The sequence below is a fragment of the Niastella populi genome, from assembly GCF_002078015.1.
GTDB lineage: Bacteria > Bacteroidota > Bacteroidia > Chitinophagales > Chitinophagaceae > Niastella > Niastella populi.
This window is the reverse complement of the sequence record NZ_LWBP01000001.1, coordinates 490,405-510,744: the sequence shown is the minus strand read 5'-3', so window position 1 is coordinate 510,744 and position 20,340 is coordinate 490,405. Positions and strand designations below refer to the sequence as shown.

The 20,340-nt window shown below is 45.7% G+C and carries 13 protein-coding genes; 5 read left to right on the top strand and 8 right to left on the bottom strand.

Features of this window, described 5'->3' with window-relative positions; translation table 11 throughout:
- Positions 1–8: 8 nt before the first annotated feature.
- Complete coding sequence (locus tag A4R26_RS01950; protein WP_081159210.1) at positions 9–1,088, top strand: glycosyltransferase; 1,080 nt, start codon at positions 9–11, stop codon at positions 1,086–1,088.
- 3 nt (positions 1,089–1,091) lie between these two features.
- The gene (locus tag A4R26_RS01945) at positions 1,092–2,111 is read left to right on the top strand and encodes a glycosyltransferase family 4 protein (protein ID WP_081159208.1); all 1,020 of its coding nucleotides are present in this window, start codon (positions 1,092–1,094) and stop codon (positions 2,109–2,111) included.
- A 7-nt stretch (positions 2,112–2,118) separates the two neighbouring features.
- On the opposite strand, the gene A4R26_RS01940 is transcribed toward A4R26_RS01945, so the two are convergent.
- Together A4R26_RS01940 and A4R26_RS01935 are read right to left on the bottom strand one after the other, a co-directional pair.
- Positions 2,119–3,579, bottom strand: a complete 1,461-nt coding sequence (locus A4R26_RS01940; protein WP_081159206.1) for a glycoside hydrolase family 130 protein — start codon at positions 3,577–3,579, stop codon at positions 2,119–2,121.
- A gap of 100 nt (positions 3,580–3,679) precedes the next feature.
- Positions 3,680–4,453: a hypothetical protein gene (locus tag A4R26_RS01935; RefSeq protein WP_081159204.1), complete on the bottom strand. Its 774-nt coding sequence runs from the start codon at positions 4,451–4,453 to the stop codon at positions 3,680–3,682.
- A 475-nt stretch (positions 4,454–4,928) separates the two neighbouring features.
- On the opposite strand from A4R26_RS01935, the gene A4R26_RS01930 reads away from it, so the two are divergent.
- A complete protein-coding gene (locus A4R26_RS01930) occupies positions 4,929–5,603 on the top strand; it encodes a hypothetical protein (RefSeq protein WP_081159202.1) in 675 nt (224 codons plus the stop codon).
- A gap of 130 nt (positions 5,604–5,733) precedes the next feature.
- On the opposite strand, the gene A4R26_RS01925 is transcribed toward A4R26_RS01930, so the two are convergent.
- The 6 genes from A4R26_RS01925 to A4R26_RS01900 form a co-directional block, all read right to left on the bottom strand.
- Positions 5,734–8,133 carry a leucine-rich repeat domain-containing protein gene (locus A4R26_RS01925; protein ID WP_081159200.1) on the bottom strand — a complete coding sequence of 800 codons (2,400 nt, stop codon included), beginning with the start codon at positions 8,131–8,133 and terminating at the stop codon, positions 5,734–5,736.
- Positions 8,134–8,650: 517 nt separating this feature from the next.
- Positions 8,651–11,032, bottom strand: coding sequence for a glycoside hydrolase family 31 protein (locus tag A4R26_RS01920; RefSeq protein ID WP_081159198.1), 2,382 nt, complete (start codon positions 11,030–11,032; stop codon positions 8,651–8,653).
- A gap of 105 nt (positions 11,033–11,137) precedes the next feature.
- The gene (locus A4R26_RS01915) at positions 11,138–12,784 is read right to left on the bottom strand and encodes a RagB/SusD family nutrient uptake outer membrane protein (RefSeq protein WP_081159196.1); all 1,647 of its coding nucleotides are present in this window, start codon (positions 12,782–12,784) and stop codon (positions 11,138–11,140) included.
- 18 nt (positions 12,785–12,802) lie between these two features.
- Positions 12,803–16,150 carry a SusC/RagA family TonB-linked outer membrane protein gene (locus tag A4R26_RS01910; protein WP_165760116.1) on the bottom strand — a complete coding sequence of 1,116 codons (3,348 nt, stop codon included), beginning with the start codon at positions 16,148–16,150 and terminating at the stop codon, positions 12,803–12,805.
- Positions 16,151–16,368: 218 nt separating this feature from the next.
- Entirely contained in the window at positions 16,369–17,412 is a 1,044-nt protein-coding gene (locus tag A4R26_RS01905; RefSeq protein WP_081159194.1) for a FecR family protein, read from the bottom strand.
- A gap of 121 nt (positions 17,413–17,533) precedes the next feature.
- Positions 17,534–18,112: a sigma-70 family RNA polymerase sigma factor gene (locus tag A4R26_RS01900; RefSeq protein WP_081159192.1), complete on the bottom strand. Its 579-nt coding sequence runs from the start codon at positions 18,110–18,112 to the stop codon at positions 17,534–17,536.
- Between the two features lie 369 nt (positions 18,113–18,481).
- Here A4R26_RS01900 and A4R26_RS01895 point away from each other — a divergent pair, with 369 nt between their 5' ends.
- On the top strand, positions 18,482–19,024 hold the full coding sequence (locus A4R26_RS01895) for an RNA polymerase sigma factor (RefSeq protein WP_081159190.1): 543 nt from the start codon (positions 18,482–18,484) through the stop codon (positions 19,022–19,024).
- A 171-nt stretch (positions 19,025–19,195) separates the two neighbouring features.
- A complete protein-coding gene (locus tag A4R26_RS01890; RefSeq protein WP_081159188.1) occupies positions 19,196–20,254 on the top strand; it encodes a FecR family protein in 1,059 nt (352 codons plus the stop codon).
- Positions 20,255–20,340: the final 86 nt, after the last annotated feature.

Here is a 20,340-nt window from a genome sequence, read left to right as displayed (position 1 = left end):
ATTTATATATGGAAACAGAAGACATTCTACTTCTGGCGGAACCGGTTGTAATTACAAGGGCTGAAATGCCCGCACTGAACCTTAAACATTTACAAAAGTTAACCGATAATACAGGCATCATTCAACATGCCCTGTTCGACATACCTAACAGAAAAGAAGGTTATTGTATCGATGACAATGCACGGGCTTTATTATGGGCCGTATGGGCCTGCAAAAACAAAAAAGATCAGACCGCCGCGCTTATGCTGCCCGTTTACCTGAGCTTTATACATTACATGCAAACAGATGATGGTTTCTTCCGCAATTTCCTGAGTTATAGCAGAACCAGCACGGAAGAGCGGGGATCGGAAGATTCTTTCGGCAGAACCATAATGGCGCTTGGCTACCTCATCAATGAAGGCCCGTCGAATGCGTTGGTAAGAACCGGGCAGGAGATCTTTTCAAAAGCTTACCCTCATGTAAATGAGCTTACTTCCATCCGCGGAATAGCAAATACCATTATTGGCATTTGCCAGTTCATCAAGTATCATTACCCCGATGACCGGAAAAGAAATATGGTAACCGGCATGTCTGATAAAATGACCCGGATGTACAAGAATAATAAAAATGGGGACTGGCATTGGTTTGAACCTGTTCTCACCTATGACAATGCCATATTGCCACTGGCGTTATTGAATGCTTATGAGGTTACGCAAAAAGAAGAGTATCTGACCATAGCCCTTGAATCGATGCATTTTCTGGAATCAAAAGTATTTTATAATGATATATTACGGCCCATCGGCAACGATGGCTGGTGCAGCCAGGACGGCCATATTGCCCAGTTCGATCAACAGGGAATCGATGCAATGGCAATGGTCCTGTACTATCAACAGGCCTACAGGCTGACGGGCGACCCCATTTACCTGTCGCGCATGTATAAAAGTTACCGCTGGTTCCTGGGCGATAACGACAAAGGCCTTTCTTTATACGATTTTTCAACCGGCGGATGTGCAGATGGTTTACACAGCGAAGGGATCAATCTGAACCAGGGAGCAGAAAGCACCTTAGCTTACTGGTTATCGCATGAAGTAGTAGCTTCAACATTATAGAATATGAAAATAGCAGTGCTTTCTCCAATAACCTGGCGAACGCCACCAGCACAATACGGACCATGGGAACAGGTTGCGTCTGACCTGACGGAAGAATTGGTAAGGAATGGCATGGACGTTACCCTGTTTGCCACCGGGGACTCTGTAACCGCGGCGAAGCTGCAATCTGTTTGTCAACGGCCATTAGGCGAACAACCTGCAGATGCAAAAGTGTGGGAATGCCTTCACATTTCAAATCTGATGGAACAGGCTTCGGGGTTCGACATCATCCATAATCATTTTGACTTCCTGCCCCTCACCTGGTCAAAGCTCATCAGAAAACCGGTTATTACAACGATCCACGGTTTTTCATCTGAAGATATTATTCCGGTATATAAGAAATACAACGGCAACTCATTTTATGTTTCAATAAGCCATAGCGACAGGCATCCTGCGCTGCAGTACCTCGACACTGTTTATAATGGTATAAATGAGCAGCAATTTGACTTAGGACAGGGAAAGGGAGATTATTTTTTGTATTTCGGGCGGATACATCCGCATAAGGGCGCCTATGAAGCCATTCAGATAGCCAGTCAGACAAATACACAATTGATTATTTGCGGCCTTATCCAGGACGAAAAATATTTCCACGAAAAAGTAACTCCGCACCTGAACGATACATCGGTTATATACAGGGGCAATGTTGGGCCGCAGGAACGTAATGAACTGATGGGAAATGCAAAAGCATTGCTGCACCCGATAAGTTTTGAAGAACCGTTCGGGCTTAGCGTGGCAGAATCGATGATGTGCGGCACACCTGTGATCGCCTTTAACCGCGGCTCTATGAATGAATTGATCAAACATGGAAAAACGGGATTTTTAGTTCAAAATATTGCGGAAGCCGTATCAGCTACCGGGAATATTAAGAACATCAGCAGAGAGGCATGCCGGAAACATGCCTTAACGAAATTCAGCAGCCGGGTAATGGCCGAACATTATATGCAACTGTACGAAAATATAGCCCGCAAGCAGTGTGGATTATAAAAAGTGATCATCCGGCAGCCATTATTTCATCAAGCAATGCTTCCAGCGGCACCGTGGCAAATGAGGTTGCATAATCAGAAACCGCATAAGGAATAAATAATTTATCCCCGTGAATTATTGAGCCGCATGAATAAACCACATTAGGAACATAACCATGCCGTTCATCTTCCTCGGGCATAAGCAACGGATATTTCAGTCGACCCAGTTCTTTTGCAGGGTCGTTAAGATCGAACAGGCTTGCGCCCAGACAATATTTCCGCATAGGCCCTACACCATGTGTAATTATAAGCCACCCTCTTGTGGTTTCTATAGGCGATCCCGCATTGCCGATCTGAATAAACTCCCACGGATACATTGGCTGCTGCAATAAAGTAGCCGTTTCCCATAAATACAGATCATCTGAAAACATGATGTAATTATTTACGCCATCGATCCGTGCGATCATGGCATAATGCCCATTGATCATTCGCGGAAACAAAGCGAGGTTTTTATTTACCGCAGCTTTTCCATGAAGCGCAGACATTTTAAAATGCAGGAAATCCCTGGTTTCGATCAGGTGAGGTAAAATAAAAGAACCGTCATAAGCCGTGTACGTGGCCATGTATTTAATGGAACCGTCTTCAGCGGTGAACTTGATAAACCGCGCATCTTCGATGCCGTTCTTTTCAGTGAAAGTCACGGGAAAAATAACCCTTTCCGACAACAGGGAGTCTGATTGAAAATGCAGTTCATAAGTAGTATTTACCAAACTCAGAATATCGTATCTGAGCTTGTTCTTTGCCATGCCGGACTCAAGCTGATGCAAAGCGGTTTTTAACGTTGCTTCAATTTCTTTATAGGAAAACGTATCGGGTAACCGGCTCAAGATATCTTCCCGGATGTCAACAGGCAGTAGTGTTTGAGAAAGCAATTCCTTAAAAGCCCCTTTCTCATTCCGTTTCTTTTGTGTAACCCGGCCTTCGGATAAATATTTTCCTGAAGGCCCGAATTGTATCCCATCCTTTTCGTTCAGTTTTGCCTGTTTAAAAACAAGCGATGAAACATGGCCTTCACCGGTTGCCCTGAAACTTATGATCACATTTCTTTCCCCTTCGCCAGCGTCTGACTGGTCAGGAGCTTCCACTATCGATGGATTGAACAGCGCGGCATGCTCCAGTGAATACTCCATAGTAAAATAAGACCCTATGAGTAACTTTTTTTCTATTGACAACACCGGCATTATTTTCTCCGGCACATAATGTTTCACCAGATCAAAATGCTTTTCAAATACAAGCCCGATATTACTATAGCGGTTACTGAATTCATGCTGTACCTGGTGCAATAATGCTTTGGCTTCCTCTTCCGGCAATGACAATACCCTGCTGATCAATGTCCGTGAACGCTCGTCGCCGGTATTGAAAAACCGTGGGATCACCTTTCTTACATCCGGGCTCAAACGAACATTTGTCCTGCTTACCTGTAACCTCATATATGGGAATTAATTCAAAGTTGATAATAGGTGAAGATAACCTAATAACCCCATGATATGAGAAACATATGGCAGAATAACATTTATTACCGGCAGATTATCACTTCGGCATAAAATACATTGCCTCCGGTTTAAATATTCTTACAGGCTGACTATGGCAAAAATAAGAGTGATTTCCGTGCATCTGTTGAACGGGTTCACGTTCAACAGGGAGGTAACTGCGGCTTTCAATTACCTGCTCCTGCTGTGGCATCCTCCGCGGTTCCTGTACGCCATACTGCGTATTCATTCGCCGTTCCTGCAACATGCGTTCATACGGCGTCATGCGTTGTTCGCGGGTCAATGGTGTTGACGGCTGTTTTCTCAATTTCTTTATTAATATTACCATCCCGACAACGAAACAAATAAACAGGATCATACTTCCCCGCAAAGCAAGGGCTTCATAACCGGGATAGGCAATATGCAGATCTACTGCCATGCCCATGGAATTGATGCCGTTGCGAACCTCCGGCGTAAGATGGGGCTGCAGGAAATAATAGGTCAGTCCGCCAATAAGAATGCAACACAGTAATGCAAACAAGCCGGTCATAGCGGCTCTTAGCCTGAACCACACTCCGGTGCCACCCGGGGAAAACAATATTACCAGCGGATATAAAACGAGGAACAACACCGGCGCTAGCAGCAGGTCTATTACAAATGGCAATTGAAGCGGAATTTCCAGGAATACCAAACCCGGTTTAAGTTGTACAAGTCCGCCTATTTGTGGAAATTGTTTTGCGAGCAGGTATTGGCCCGGGTAAATGCATAGTGCAAACAACACCAGCGCCGTGGCCACCGCGGGAAACCTTCGTTGCTGACCGGCATGAATATCCATAAAACGATTTTTATAAATATAATTATGCTACAGCTCAGGCCCGTTCAGTAACGCTAAGGTCTGATGATTTTTGATGCAGGCAGTGCTAAAATACCGTTAAAACCCGGCTAATACGGCAAGGCATTCTTGTTTTGCAGGGCATAGATGAAAAGGTGAACCAACATACCCGGATGCCCTGCAACAGGGGAACTTTGTATAAAATATGGCCCTGTCGTTTTTGACGCATTTCCACAAATACAGTAATCCTGGTACCGTCAGTTCGGCCGCCTGGGCCTTCCGCCGCGAGAATACCAGCGTCGACCTGCGTTCGCTGCTTTCATCAGATGGATAAAAATAATTTTTAATAGCAGACCAACTAACGGTCGTATTAGTCGATTTACCGTAAATATATGTGGGTTTAACGATTATAACTTGCAAGAATACTATATATAATATATATTTACGTTATAGTTAAAATCCAAATCCAGTAAAAACCATGGCGTTATTAAGTCTGTTCAAAAAAACGCAGGAAGAAGCCATTCCTTCTTCATTTGTAAGCGACACGAACCTCGAGTTAGAAGATTTCAGCTTTTATTATCTCTACGGTATTACAAACAATCCCAACCGAACTTCAGGCGATGTGCAGGCCTTCAATAACCTGTATCAAATGGTGATCGGTCGTGTGGGTGGCGTTTGTATCGCCAATTCATTTCACCCCTACTTTACCATCAACAGGAAAGGGCTCACAGTGTGGACAGATTCCTTTATAAAAATGGCCGTCAATAAGAACAAAGAGGAAATGTTCCGGAATATTAAAGAAGAACGGGCGGTGTATACCATGGGCGCCTCATCAGCTTTCAGGGAAATGCATATGTGGCCCGACTCAAGGTTAAGCTACGAAGAAAACCCGGCCTTCAGTAAATACGTTCCCTTTATCATCCCTTTCCTGGCGCTGAGATCGGAACAATCGACCAACTGGGACACTGCCATTCAAACAAGCAAAATAACCAACGGATACGCAACGGAATATCTTGAAGAGGTAACCAACGCTATCCGCTTTTTTATGCCCGCACCTGCCTTTGTGCTTGGCTTTGATGAGTTCGACGGTACAAATCCATCAGGACTAATCGACAAATTCATTATCAGCAAACCAATGCTGGGGATCAAATAAGCTCACTGACCGGTGAAATGCTTATAGGTTACGGCCGAACATAACCCGCCATTCCCGAATTTCGGGTGGAATGCTATAATCCGTAAAGAACAAATTCCGGGAACCGGCGTTCCGCGGTCCGTGTTCCGCGTTAACCTGCATTGTGCTGAAAATTTATTTCGCAGCCCGGCAGGTTGCTGCTGATCTTTAACTGTTCATCTGCCGGTAACCTGTTGTACTGAAGGTCTAAAGATCGCAGGCCCTTCAATGCAAATATTTCTTCCGGCAAACTGGTGAGGCCGTTAAAAGAAAGGTCAAGCACTTTAAGGTTTCGTAAATTTGAAATGCCTTCGAGCTGCTCCGCTTTTAACGCTTCGCGCAGGGTACCTTTTTTGCCATCGCCATATACGATATTGGGCACCCGCGTTAGCCTGGCATTTAGTTCTGCCAGCCGTTCGGGATCATGCGCAAGGTTGTTTTGCATTTCTTCAAATTCGTTCATCTTTATGAACTTTTCTTTCCGCTCACCATGGCGGTCGAGATGCAATACTTCGAGGCTGGTGATGGTAAAGAATGATCGCAGCAAACTTTGCTTTGCCGCAGGACTTGCAGTATAGTTGATCAACCCGCTGGCATGCAGCACCTTTAAATTTTTCAATTTTGAAAACGCTGGCAGTGCATTTAAATAACTCAAACTCCCATTCAGGTTCAATTCCTCCAGGTTTTGCAGCTCGAGAAAACTTTCAGGAACAGATAAAATAGAATTGCTGCCCATCAGCAAACACTTCAATCCTTTTAACCGGGTTATAGCGGGAGGAAATTCGATGGGCGCTGCGGTACTGCACTGGTAACATATCAGTTCTTCCAGACTTGTCAGTTTGCCCACATCGCCCGGTAAACCAAAACCTTTATTATAGGAGATATTCAGTGTGCGCAGCGATGACAGCTTATTGATGCTTTCAGGCAATGCCAGTTCACCATTATTGGCCACATTCAATATTTTCAGGTTGGGTAACAGCCCAATCTCCGGCGCCAGGTTTTTCAACCCGCATTTTTCGACATGAAATTCTTCGAGGTTCGCCAGGTTGCTTATACCCGCCGGTATGCTTTCAATATAGTTGTCGTTCAGGATGAGTTTCCTGAGTGAAGTGAGTTTTGTCAATGCCAACGGGAACTCCTTCAGTTTTTTACCGCTCAGGTCAAGCTCCACTACATCAGCCGTTGCGGTGCCCGTTTTTTTTAATTCTTCTTCGAGGATCAGCCGCGCGGGACGCGCTCCTTTTTTTAAAGGCGATTTCCCGGCTTTCAGGAGTTTGATAAATGCCGGCGGGATGATTCTCCCTTTCTGGTCAAGCACGGAAGACACGATCACCCGCTCAAAATCCTTTCTGGTATAATCGTAATCGAAGAAATCGTCGAAATCGCCAAAGTAATTGATCAGGATAGCGCCTTCCGGATCTATCCTTGAACTGTGATCCGAATTCAGGACATAGGGTACACGCGTTTTCCCTTCTATGACGATACTGCCGTCATTGTAGTTTCCGTCGAAGGCATAGGTGATATCGGCATCACCGGTAATATGAATACATTCATCATAACTCAGCAGCACATCGCATTGCACATTGCCCAACACCAGCAAAAAAGGGAAACTTTCATCAGATGGTCTTATGGCGCCGGCCACGGTAAGCGTACCATTTACCAGTATAAGTGTATCATTAAGCCCCGGCCCTTCACCCAGTGCTTCCAGGGTTTTTGCAGTCCATTCCTGGTTCAGATCGCCATCAATAAAAGCATGGCCGTCGAGCAGGATGATCTTATCGAAATTGAATTCACCAAAGGGTTCATACCTGTTAAGGTTGAACCGGTCCCTGGCTTCAGGCAAACTGATCAACTGCGGTTTTGCAGCAACCGTATTTGCCGCATCATACACCCAGTTCCGTTTCAATGCAGAAATATATTCAGGATCGACAATATGCCGCCCGGTGTTGATGTATTGACTAAGCGTTCCGGTATCGCTGTAATGATCGTTTTTGATCAACTCGTCTAAAAGCGGCTCGGTTGTCTTATAATCAGCTTCTACCCCATCTATTTTGCCGGTATCAATCACTAGTCCCTGCACATCGCCGCCAAACCTGAAATAATGATCTTCGGCAAATATGGTAACGGCTTCCGTATCGCCTTCCACTACCAGGCTGCCATGGTTGTAATAGCCGTAAATGGTTTGCTCCACCGCCAGGTTGCCGAGGATATAAAATTCAGCGCCGCCTTTATTGACGCTTTTGGCGTTCACGTTTCCGGTAACGAACAAGGTTTCCCCATGATCTATGTCTGGCTGATACAGGATGCCCTTTATTGTCAGATCACCATGCACAATTACCCCGTTCGCTTTCGCATTGGAACAAAGCACCTGCAGGTCGGTATCGCCCTCCATCTCCACATTGCCTTCCAGCAACAAATACCGTCCTGTTTTGCCCAATTTTCCCCTGATGTATTTTAAGATCTGAAATCGTTCGTTGGCTTCCTGCTCAGTAATAAGATTTAATTTCGACATGTTTCAAAGGGTTGAAGAAATATTTCCGCTACAAACGGAAATTGCGCGGAAAAAGTATTGGCAGGAATACACATTAATTATGTCGGAAGAGCATGAAAACTAGCATTATAAATAAGCTTAATTCAACCATTATCTTCAGTACGGTTGTTCTTAACGGCTATCGCCAACGACGTTTGCATGATTCATTTTATTGCTGCGCATATACGCGCACAACCAGCTTCGCCCGGAATCTCTACACACCCCTTACGTATAAAGCCCGGCAGACAGGCATCGTGGCATTTTATTTGAACCTAATATTTTACCTGTAGTTCCTTTATATGGGTTTCTCCCTATAAATCCTGACTCCCATCAATAAAACTCCTTTCAACGCGGTTGTAATCCTGTTTTTTGACGACATATTTACCCAAAAAAAGGGTAGCGATAATATTGGTACAGACACCTATAGAAAAACCAAAAATAAACAACAGTGAGATTCCAGCAGGCTCACTGTTGTTACTTTAATTTCAGGTTCATTTGTTTACGGCCTGATGGTGTTGACCGCCGTTTTGCCTGTATAATGTATTACCCTATCAACCTGCCGGGGTATTTCCATGCCAGTTCCATTTTTGCTGTTCACCAGAACCACATTAAATGTTTTACGTTCGCGCATTCCCTGAAAACTGCCCTTACGGTCTTTGATCGTCAACGTACCGGCTTTGTTATTCCATACAAATTCAATGGTGGCATACTTTCCCTTTTCATAATTGTAATTGTCGCCTTCATCTTCATACAAAGTAAAATTACCATCGGCGCCTTCGTAGATCCTCACTTCCAGTGTATCTTCTTTCTTTTCGCCCGCGTATTGCTGAAGCGGGCTTAACGGGATGATCGATCCTGCTTTTACATATAAAGGCATAACGTCAACAGGTGTTTCTTTTTCCACCTCCTGCCCGCCCTGCAGCTTTTCACCGGTCCAGAAGTCGAACCAGCTGGTACCTGCAGGCAAATACAATTTTTGTTTTTTGATCGTTTGAAGATCAACCGTGGTTTCACCGTTCTTTCTGCCTGTATACATGGAATCGGTTACGGGGCATACCAACAGTGATTTTCCAAACATATACTCGTTGTCGATATTCCATACTTTTTCATCAGCGGCAAAATCCATTACCAGGGCGCGCATCATGGTGCCTGCACGGGCAGTTACCTGCCATGCGTGGGAGTAATTATAAGCCAGCAACCGGTAACGGAGATCGATGAACTTTTTAATTGCATCATAAGCCCAGTCGCCTTTGGCGCCGAACTGATAGATCTCCCGGGGCGTGTCTGTTCCATGAGAACGCATCATTGGGCAAAAAGCGCCGAACTGCAACCAGCGTACATACAGTTCATGAAAGGCAGCATCATTCACGCCTTTTGGATAATTTCTACCTGAAAAGAAACCGCCGATATCACTGTTCCAGTACGGCAGGCCCGATAAAGAAAGATTGAGCCCGCCGGAGATCTGTTTGCGGAAAACGTTCCATCCCGATTGCACATCACCCGACCACATCATGGTGCCAAACCGCTGCTGACCGGCGAAAGCCGACCTGGCCAGAATAAAGACCCTTTTATTGTCAGTTGCATCCCTTTGATGTTTGTATACACCGCCGGTGTGTATAAGCGGGTATGCGTTCCGTACTTTCCGGTAAGTGCCGAGGTATGTTTTGTGCGCTTCATCGCTTTCCTTTTCTTTCAGGTGATCAGGCTCGGTTGAATCGAGCCACCAGCCGTCGATACCGATGGAGAAAATGTTTTTGTTCATGTAACTCCAGTAAATATCCCGGGCGTGCGGGTTGAATGCATCATACACTTCTACGTTCTGGTTTACAGGCCAGGTAACAAAATCTCCAAACAACATATTCCGCTCTTTGAACGCCTGGTATATCTTCGTTTTATTTCCGAACGAAGGCCATACCGAAATAATGATGTGCGCATTCATTTTATGTACACTATCTACCATCTTCCGTGGTTCGGGAAAACGCGGATTGCCAAACTCGGTAGAATTCCAATAACTTTCATCCTCGCTCCAGTATTGCCAGTCCTGCACAATACCATCTAAAGGAACGCCCAGCTCCCTGTATTTTCGTACAACCCCAATCGTTTCATCCTGGCTTTTATATCGTTCCCGGCTTTGCCAGTAACCGAACGTCCAGCGGGGAAAAAGCGGCGCCTGCCCCGTAAGCTGGCGGTAACCGGCAATTACCTTGTCGGCATTTCCTCCATAAATGAAATAATAATCTGCAGCATCAGCCACTTCCGATTGAAAAGAGGCGCCGTCAATACCATCCTTAAAATTTGTTGTTGAATAATTATCCCAGTATACGCCATACCCTTTTACCGACTGAAAGAAGGGTACGGCTATCTGCATGTTGTTTTGTTTAAGTTGTACCTGCCGGCCGCGCTGGTTCAGAACACCCTGCTGATGCTGGCCTAAACCGTACACCGGCTCACCTGCACTTAACTGAAACAGCTGCTCCACTTCATAACTGCCCGTATCCCTGCCGGGTGCAAAGCGGGTACCGTTCTCCTTTTCCTGTAATAATAAATTTCCCTTTACCTCGTAAAAACGAATGGCGCCCGAATTCTTATCGATCTTTACCTGTAATGCACTGCTTCGCACCGTCAATTCATTATGCTGCGCAGCTACTGTCAATGTGCTCTTTTGCGGCGTGGCAATAACCGAAAGACTTGCGCTTTTTGTTGCAGCACCTGCAGGCGATTTTATTATGCGCACTATCCGGGGCGTAAAAAACTGCACTTCCACATTCATTGACTGAATGTTGGTTTTGATGCCGTTGGGGGTTTGCTTAAAAGATTGTGACCAGGAAGTAGTTATCGTACCGGTCAGCAGCAGGGAGAATAGAAAGATCCTTTTATTCATTTAACGTCCTTTGTTGATTTTGAGTTTTCTGATTCTGGGATTTCGAGATTTATCGGAAGGCTGAAGCCAGGTGAAATCTCAACATCCCAAATTCAAAAATTATCACTAATAACCCGGGTTCGGTTTCAGGTTGGCATTTTTATCTATCTCAGTTTTTGGAATGGGATATAAACTGCGATAGTCCCCATTCGGTGAGTGCGATAACCATGATTTTTTTGTAAATACATTGAACCGGATCATATCCGTTCTTCTGCGTGCCTCCTGGTTAAACTCCCAACCCAGTTCATCGAGAAAACGGCCATACTGAATATCGGCGCCGCCTTCAAAAGTTGAGGTCAGGTGATTCCGAAGCCCGTAGTCATATGTGCTTCCGCCTGCCAGTTGCACGCCGGTTACCACCGCTTTTGCCGGGTTTAATTTGAATGCGCGCTGACGCACCTGCGTAACAATTACAGCAGCCTCATCGGCACTTCCCAGCCTTAACAAACATTCCGCTTTCATCATCAGGATATCGGCATACCTGAAAAGCGGCCAGTCGTTGCTCAGCCGGTTCGTGGCATTCATAGCTATTTCAAATTTTCCGAGGCGAAAACCATCTACTTCTTCCGACAGGTCTACTCCGGGCAGTTCATTGCGATAAGCCAGCGGTTTACCAACAAACGCGCCCATGGCGCCAAAAAGGCTATCGCCGGTTGCCGAAAATTGCTGACCTCTTATGTAGTTATCGAGCAAACGGCTGTCCCCGGGATCAAATGTGTTTATAAACTGCGGTACCGCGCATACGCCGCCCCAGGGAGAAGACTGCAGGTTGTATGTTTTTTGGTTTTGGGGCTGCAGCGTTTGCATATGAATATCAAAAGAATTCCACTCGTTTACGTATTTTGAATCGAAAGGCAGGGCAAAAATGATCTCTTTTGAATTCTCGTTGTTTGTTACAAATACATTCTTTTGATTAGCCTCGAGGGCAATCTTACCCGAGCTTACCGCGAAGTTGATGATCGTATCGCAAACAACCCGGCATTTATCCCATTGCGGCGTACCGGAATATACTTCCGCATTCAGGTACATTTTCGCCAGCAAAGCAAGGCCCGCCCACTTATTGAACTTACCATAGGTCTTCGTGCTCACTTCATCGGTCACCCGTGGAATATTGGCCAGCAGATCACTCACTATAAAATCATATACTTCCTTTCTTTTATTTTGTTTGGGCAGAAATCCGGCCGGTACATCAAACCTGTCAACGATTGGTACATTGCCATAGATGTCACATAAGATCCAGTAATAGGATGCGCGCAGCAATTTCATTTCAGAAACCAGCGCGGCAGTATCTTTTTCTGCAACGGGTATGGCGCCTGATTGTACCTGGTAAATGATGCGGTTACAATTGGTGATCCCCTGGTAGGCCCTCGTCCAGATATTGATCACAATATCATCTTCGGTTGTCCATTTATGCTCGTGAATGCGCCGGTAAACACCACCGTCGACCCAGCCATTCGGCCGGGCGGGTGTTAGCATTTGATCGCCTGAAACTTCCTGCGCCCTGTATACCGTATTCCATTGTAACAGCAGGCCGCGCCAGTCAACATAGGCAGCACCCGCCAGCGCCGGCAGGTCGGAGCCGGCAGGAACGAATTCACCTGAAATGATCTGGTTGTAAGAATCGCTTTTCAGTTTGGTGCAGGCACTGAACAACATGGCGGTGATCAGGATCGACAGCATGCCCGGCACTATATAATAGTTTGTCTTCTTCATTTCTTTTTCAATTAAAGGTTAGAATGTAACGTTTAGTCCAACACTGAAAGAACGGGTGGTTGGATATTTGAACGGCGAATCCATTCCGGGATCGAGACCTGAAGTGGGCACCTGTACCACGCCCGACTGGGCGGAAGAAGTACCATTGCGTAAACTCACTTCAGGATCTATACCCTTATAACCTGTAATAATAAATGTGTTCAGGGTGGCTATATAAAACCGGGCCGACCTGATATACTTTAAACCGGCTGTCTTTACATTATACCCGAGCGTTATGTTATCGATCTTCCAGAAATCGCCATTTTCAATATAATAGCTATTGAATTCAACCGGCGATTTCAACTGTGTTTTGCCGAATACGGGGTCATACGCATTCTTCAAAAGATTGTATTGCGCCTGCGTTGGGTTCTCAAACATCATCCGCTGCAGGTTCGCCACCTGGAATTTGAAAGCGCCCCGTTGTGTGATGGCCAGGTCCCAGTTCTTATACCGGAAGTTGTTGTTCCATGCCAGGTAATATTTGGGCAGGCCGTTGCCGATTACTTTTTTATCTTCAAACGAATGGCCAAATGCGGTATAGTTTACGGGCTTGCCATCCTTACCTTCATAGATCCATTGCCCATAGTTGGCTACATCTGCCGGGTCGTTACCCACATCTATCACTTTGTATCCATAAAAATCACCAACCGGTCCGCCAACCTTCAACAGGTGCGAGAAGGTTTGTATGGGCGGAAAAATAGCGCCTACCCGCAGGTAATCGGTGGATGTTTTATAAAGATCATTCGAAAGGCTCTTCAGCTTATTGGAATTGGTAGAAAAGTTAAGTGTGGAATTCCATTGAAAATCTTTTTTGGAGACGGGAACAAAATTCAGCGAGATCTCGATCCCTTTATTTTCCAGCGTACCAACGTTGGCGAGTGTACGATTGTACAGGTTTGGCGGACTGGGCACTTCGAATAAATAAAGCAGGTTATGGATCTGGCGGTTGTACAGATCGATGCTACCGCCGATGCGGTTATTCAATAAGCTGAAGTCGAGGCCGATATTCGTTTCGCGTTTTTCTTCCCATTTCAGATCGGGATTGGCGTTTTGCGTAGGCACCAGCGTTTGGATCCATGCGCCATTCGACAAAACAAAACCGCTGTAACCAAGCAATGCCACACCGCGGAAAAGGTCGGAAGGCTGTGAACCGGTAACCCCATACCCTGCTCTTAACTTCAGGTCGTTGATGATATCCTGTCCATCCATAAATGCTTCGCGGCTGATGCGCCAGCCGGCAGATACCGCGGGAAATACGCCCCATTTATTATTGGTGCCCCATAACTGGCTGGCCGCTTCGCGGCGAATGCTGGCCATGAACAGGTACTTCTGATCATAATTGTAGGAAAGCCTGCCAAAGAAACCGATCAGGTTGGTTTCTGACCGGAAATTCCTGATAAGGTTTACAAAATCGCCACTGCTGATAGCCCTTCCCAACCCTATGTTATGCCAGCCAAAGATATCTGTAGGAAAGTCCCAGTTCTCCATGAAATGATTGTTGTAATCATTCTCCTGGTAACTGTATCCGCCCAACAACGTGAAGTTGTGGTTCAACAGCGACTTTGAATATTCAGCCGTCAGTTCCATCAACCGGTCTATCGATTCGGCGCCGCCTGTGCGGGCATAACCGTTGCGGCTATCCCTGAGTGTGGAAACGTGTTGTTTGGTTTCGGCATAACCATATTCCTGCATCCATTTCGAATAAGAGAATAAAGCCGATAATTTCAACCCTTTAACCGGTGTGTACGCCAGGGAACCGTTGAACCGCGTGAGCGCTTCATTGGTTTGTCCATCACTTTCATGCAGATCCGATACGGGGCTTTGATACTCGAATTTACTTAACTCCTGGAACCAGGTGCCATCAGGATTTTTTACCGGCGCCGTAGGGTTTTGCCTGAGGGCCTGCAGGTATTGGCCGGTATTGAACCCGTTTAACTTTCGGGAAGAACTAAAGGCATTAATGTTCACTTTGAGCCGGTTGTTGAACATGCTGTGGTTAATATCGAAACGGCCCGCAAATAACTGGTTGTACGATTTCAGGAATAAACCCTGCGCATTGTCATAGTTCAGGCTGGCCAGGTAATTGGTAGTTGAATTACCGCCGCGCACGGTGAGGTTGTGGTCCTGCGAGAATGGCGTTCTGGTGATTTCTTTCAGCCAGTCGGTACTGGCGCCCTGATCTATCAACTGGTTCTGCCGCTGCCCTGCAGCGATCTGCGCACGCATATCGCCTGCCGTTGACATATCGAGTTTGCGGGCAATGGTTTGAACACTGGCAAATGCGCCGTAATCGACCGACGTTCTGTTATTGGCGCCGGCTCTTTTTGTAGTAATGAAGATAACCCCGTTGGTACCACGGGTACCGTAAATAGCGGCTGCGGAACCGTCTTTCAATACGTCGATGCTTTCAATATCCTGCGGCGTGATCATCCGCAGGTCGCCGGGAACCCCGTCTATCAGCACCAGGGGATTCTGGTTCTGCCCCATCAGGGTCGACTGGCCTCTCAATATGATCTGCGAAGAACCGGTTGGGTCGCCGCTTGGGTTCACCACTGTCAAACCCGCCACTTTTCCCTGGATCAACTGACCAGCATCCCTTACGGAACCTTTGATAAAATTCTCCGCCTTAACCGATGCAACCGCACTGGTAACATCGCCTTTGCGTTGCGTACCATAACCAATTACGATCACTTCATTCAATCCACCCACACTGGCATTCATGGTAACGTTTACCGAGGCGGTATTTTCGTTTACTTCTATCTTCTGGGTCTGGTAACCGACATAAGAAATTTCCAGGGTCACTGTTTCATTACCCGGAACCATCAAACGGAACTTTCCGCCTGCATCGGTGGTTGTACCAATGGTAGTACCCTGAATAAATACAGAAGCCCCTACGACAGGTTCCTTTTTATCGTTCAGCACTACACCTGCGATCTCGCGGTCTATTCGTTTTTCTTCAGCGGGAGCAGTAAGAATAACAGTGGCATTATTATTCGTAAGCTCAGGTGATTTTGCATCATACAGGATGATCATATTTCCAACGGCCCTGTAGGTGATGCCTAAAGGCTGAACGATCGTTTTCAGAAATTCGGCCAGTGTTTTATCCTGTACGGAAAAACTCACTTTTCTTTTTACGTTAATGATGGTTGAACTAAAAACAAATTTGGCGTCCACGGCCGTTTGTACTTTTTCCAAAACAGTTTTTAATTCTGTATTGTTAACGGTCATGGAAAGTTTTCTATGCAGCGCCTCCTGCCCGTTCGCCGGAATGGCGTAGGAAGAAAACACAGTAAAAGCAATCAGTATCTGAATGATCATTAATCTCATTGCTAACCGGGTTAAAGCAATAAGTAACTTATTTTCCATAAATTGTGGCTGGTTTTGAACGTGAATAATGGAGCGGGCAAAACCCTTCCCGTTTTGTTAACGGGATGCTGAAGCCGGCAATACTGCGAATATTGCTGGCTTTTATTTTTGCAGATGTCTATGTTTTAATATAACTCATATGGCAGTTTTTTTGAAGTGAACAATAAGCAATCAGTTGGTTAAGGGCAATCTTTTACCGCTTTCAACAGTATTTTGGTTCCTTTTATCTCGTAAGTGGCATTAAAAACAAGGCAAATACCTTCCAGTTTATTGAACAGGGTTTGCACCGTAAGATCACCGGTAAACAAACAATTCCTGATCTTATCGTTCTCCAGAACGATCTCCAGTTCATATGTTTCTTCCAGGTCGCGCAAGACCTTATATAATGGCGTTTCGTTATAATTGAAATTCGCTTCGGCATTTTTTTCTCCTTTGATCACCGGCACCGGCTGGTCTACAATGGATGTAATAAAATGTCTTTCCAGCTGGTAATAAGTTACTTTCTGATTAGGCGTAATAATAACCCCGTTCGATTTCTGCTGCACTTCATCGAGGGTAACCTGGTCTTTATTTTCATACACCGCTACCCTGCCGGTTTTTACTGCCACTTCTACCTGTCCGTTCTTTCCGCGCACATCGAAACTGGTACCCAGCACCTGGGTAACTACATTGTTGCTGTATACAAAAAAGGGGCGGCTGGCATTTTTGCTGATGTCAAAGAAAGCATCGCCCTGCAGGTATACTTCCCGTTTACCGGCGGCAAAATGTTTTGGGTAAGCCAGTGTTGATCCGGCATAAATGGTAACCGTACTGCCATCTTCCAGCTGTATGGTTTTGGGCGTACTGCCGGTATTGGACTGCTCCAGGAAACCCTGCGTTATTTTTGTATCAACCAATGTTCCGGCGGCCTGCGTTTGCCTGTTTTTCCCGAACCATAATGTAATACCGCTTAATAAAACCAGTGCGAACAAACAGGCGGCAGCAGCATACTTCCACGACATCCTGAATCGCTTCCGCTCGGGCAATACGACACTCTTTTCCCGGGAAGCCGTTTGCAATTTGCTCCAGAGCCGGCTTTCCACTTCATCCATTTCCCGGGCGCCCAGGTCCATATTCTCATTGCCCAACAGCTCATACCATTGATCTATGATCTTCCTTTCTTCATCTGTACAGGAATCATCCAGATAGCTTTTCAGTAACTGTTTGAATGCTTTATGGTTCATTTGAACATTTTTGTCACTTATTATTAGTAAACGGAAGCTGGTGTTACCCTAAAAAATTTTACTTTTTTTTTCGTGGGCCATTGGCAGGCGGGATAATGTGTCAAAAAAACGTTTTTACAACTTATATATACAGCAGGAATATAATACTGATGAAAATAAAGTCCTGCAAATTAAGCCGCAGTAATTTTAATGATTGGGTAATATGATATTCAACGGCTTTTTCCGAGAGGTGCATAATGCGGGAGATATCTTTATTGGACTGTTTCTCAAAACGGCTCAGGCGGAAAATGGTTTGTGTTTTTTGCGGTAATTGACTGATTGCTTTATCGATAGCGGTATTTAATTCCCGCACCAGCAACGTGAGATCGGCCGTACTTTCTTCGGAACTTTGCAGTTCGCTTAAACCCGTGTGCCGCGCCCGTTTTGAAATGGCGCTCTTTATGTAGTTGATGACCTGGTATTTTACGGCGGTTTCAAGATAGGCCGCGATATTGATGATATTATGCCGTTCGCGGCGGTCCCAGAGGTCGGTAAATACGCTTTGAAGGATATCTTCCGCAACCTCTTTGCTGTTTGTTTTACTTACGGCAGAAATATACAGTTTTCGCCAATACCGCAAATAAATTTCCTTATAAGCAAGTTCGTCGCTTATTTTCAATAGCTTAAGCAATACGTCGTCGGCAAGCAGTTGGTAATCCATAAAGGCAGCCTCACTGTTTGTTCAAAAGCGCCAGTGAATTGATATACGTAATTAGTACATTTATTTTAAACTGCCAAAATATTATTACAGGGGAACAGCATTACAACATATTTGAGCTGATCACTTTTTAACCGGAATGTTGATAAAACCATCGGGCAAGGGAGCATGCTGCCACTCATCGGCGCCCATCACTTCATAGTTTATTGATATTTATTACAGTAAAATAATATCATTACCTGCAGGCGGAAAAGTAAAGTACAGGATCGAGGTTTTATGGGTGATAAACGCCGGAAAGGCCCTGAATTAACAATAGGATAATCAGTTAAGGCAGCCCAACCGTTGAGGAGTTCATGATATTTGTGCCTGGTTATGGAGATTAGTGTACAGCAAATACAAAGCGGAAACATCAAAAGCTTTGAACAGGTATATCATCAATACCATGCCCGGCTGTATTATTTTGTGCTGAAACATACCCGCTCTACCTATCTTTCAGAAGAAGCCGTACAACTTACCTTTATTAAAATGTGGGAGAACCGGCACAGGCTCTCTACCCAATTCGATCTCTCCGTTCAACTCTTTCGCATAGCGCGCAGTATTACCATCGACCTGCTCAGAAAAGAACGCACTGCCGGCTCTCATATAGAAGTGAACGCCGATGAAACAATGGCGTTAAGCGTGGAAACGGATATTATACATAAAGACGAACTGAATCACGTTGAAGCGTTGATTGAAGAGCTGTCGCCCGTGCGCAAAAAAGTGTTCCGGCTGAGCCGGTTCGAAGAACTTTCGCACAAAGAGATCGCCGAGCAGCTTTCGATCTCACCCAAAACCGTTGAAAATCATATCGGCCGCGCCATTATGCATTTGAAGAATAAAATGGTGATCCTGCTAATAATTCTTACAAAATTATAAACCCCACATACACCGCAACGGTGTACAGACTGTAAAGTGCCTGTCGCCGCGTTAAGCGTTCTGCATTGAGCATGCTGCATTGTTCTGCGTTAAGCGTTCTGCGTTCCGCGTTAAACGTATTAACTAATTGTTACCGGTGAGGGATACGGCTTTTTCCTGCGAATTATAAATATGAATATTTCGGAAGCGCTCATAGAACGGTTCCTCAACAATGAATGTAATGAGGCAGAACAACAGGCGGTAAGGGCTTATTTCATTCAGCACCCGGAGGTATTGAACAAATACATGACGGAGCAAACATGGTGCGCCTTCGAACCCGGCAAACCATTACCGGCACCTGTTTCGGAAAAAATGCTGGCTGTTATCAGGCAGCAAACAGGGCGCAAACGCAGGTTGATCATTATCCGCTCGTGGGCGGCGGCTGCAGTGCTTTTACTTGCAACCGGCGCCTGGTGGTATACCCACCTGGTTACACCGGCGCCCGAAAAAGCGATGGCGACAAAAACGACAGCAGCGCCAGCGCCCGCAAGCAAAATAATTCACCGGTCAAATACCACTTCAAAAACCCAATCCATAACACTCGAAGATGGCACCAGGGTTAAACTGGCGCCGCGAAGCGGGTTAAGCTATCCTGTTCCGTTCATGAAAGACCGCCGCGAAATTACGCTGATCGGACAGGCAGTTTTTTATGTAGCCAAAGATGCATCGCGCCCATTCACCGTGCACGCCGGCAAACTGGCCACTACCGCCATCGGCACGGTTTTCAGGATCACGGCATTTGAAGGTAAAACAACCCGCGTGCATTTGTTAAGCGGTAAAGTGCGCGTACGATCCGACAGCACCGTACAACTGAACGGCAGTAATATTATCTGTCTGCTGCCCGGCCAGGAACTGCAACTTGACCTACGGCAACACCTTGTGCTCCTGAACAGGAAAGAGAACCCTAAACCATTTAAACCCGCACAAGTCATTACCAGCCACCGGTTACAACAGGCCGACAGTACCATAACGGTCTTTCGTAACGAGCCGCTTGCAAACATCCTTATCACCTTATCTGAAAAGTACCAGACGAAAATCTTATTCCGGCCCGGGCAGGTAGAAGGCATCACATTTACCGGCCGGTACGATCACCGGAAAGAACGGCTCGCCGCGTTCATTCAAACGATCAGTTTGCTCAATAACCTGGTGATGCGCGAAGAGAACGGGTCGATCATTATAGAAACTCGATAATTTTTTTGAAACGTTTATTACTCATTTGCATGCTGCAAAAAACACCGGCAGTATGCACAGGGATCTTTTTGTCAAAACTGCAATAG